Origin of the sequence: Priestia sp. BR_2, assembly GCF_041954005.1 — a bacterium.
Classification (GTDB): Bacteria; Bacillota; Bacilli; order Paenibacillales; family Paenibacillaceae; genus Paenibacillus_AQ; species Paenibacillus_AQ lautus_A.
Map to the genome: position 1 here is coordinate 1 of NZ_JAVFHM010000011.1, position 1,413 is coordinate 1,413.

The window sequence follows — 1,413 nt, forward strand, 5'->3', positions numbered from 1 at the left end:
ATTCTATATAATCGCTACTATTTATCTGACCAAATGTATTCATGGGACCAACCCTCCTCTTGCACACAGTAATATCACTCTATACTTTAAAAGTTGTTATATAGGCTTTTTCAAAAGTTAAAATAAAAACCACGATTTACTCCGTGGTTTTTATTTCACAGGTAGGCCCTCTGCTTTACCCTTAGCTGGTTTGGTAATTTTCCACCCTAATAAGATGGCAATGAACCCTATAATTATTAGAAGATATAATGTCGGAACGAAACTTCCTAGATAATCATGCAGAAATCCAATTATGAATGGGCCGACTGCACCGATGATATATCCAATTGCTTGAGTCATTGCTGACCAAGTACTTGCTTCCATAGGGGAAGATGCCATATCTAATGGTAACAACAAAGTTAGCGACACAAGACCACCGGCACCAACCCCTAAACATATACTTGAAACAATAGGTGTTACGTTTGTAAAACATAAAAGGGATAAACCAATTATTATACTTAAAGTAAAGGTTGTAATCCAAAATCTTCTGCTCGGCAGCACTTTTAAAAGACTAGGTAATAAAAGAGTAGCCGGTAGCTGTGCAATCATAGCGATTGTACCTACAAGACCACCAAATGCTGGCGTCCACCCTTTTTCCTCTACAATAGCTGGTAGCCATGCTGCAAAACAATAAAATAGAAGAGTTACAATCCCTACAAAAGAAGTTAATAGCCAGGCTTTTTTATTTTTTAATGGTAAAGAAGCCTTCGTCTTTTGTGAAAAATTACTTGCAGGAATACGAGATTGTTTTATTACCATAAGCCAAAGTGGAATAGCGAGTAGAGCAAGAATACTCCAAAATGCTAATCCATTTTTCCATGAATGATTGAACCAGTGTTGAAGTGGTGTCATTAGCCCAATAGAAATAGATGCACCCACTACCATTGAAGTAGAGTATATGCTTATCATCGATGCTGCCTTGTCTGGAAAATGACTTTTAATGAAACCAGAAAGCAAAGGGCTTACAACACCAATTCCTGCACCAATTAATAAAGCCGTTATTAACAGGTAAATTGAGGAATTTGTAAAGACCCTTAGAAACGTTGCAATACCTATGCAAGTTATAGCGAAAGTGATCATCTTCTCTGGTTGATAGCGATTTGCTAAACGACCAGCAAATAACGAACAAAAACCAAAACATACCAAAGGAATGGAAGTGAGCAAACTAGCTAAAGTAGAACTCATACCTAGATCCTTCGTTATTCCATGCAATACTGGGCTAACTGAAGTTAGACCCGGCCTAAGGTTAAATGCAGCTAATATAAGTGCAAGTAGAAACAATTTATTACGATTGACCATACTAATTACCTCCGGTTAATTTCTTGAAATTTAATTCTCTTCTATGGTACATTAGGTTTCGTTATAAATAAAATG

The 1,413-nt window shown here is 36.7% G+C and carries 1 protein-coding gene; it reads right to left on the reverse strand.

Going from position 1 to position 1,413, the window contains the following annotated elements; genetic code table 11:
• Positions 1-150: 150 nt before the first annotated feature.
• Positions 151-1,338, reverse strand: coding sequence for an MFS transporter (locus RB298_RS00090; RefSeq protein WP_486045141.1), 1,188 nt, complete (start codon positions 1,336-1,338; stop codon positions 151-153).
• Positions 1,339-1,413: the final 75 nt, after the last annotated feature.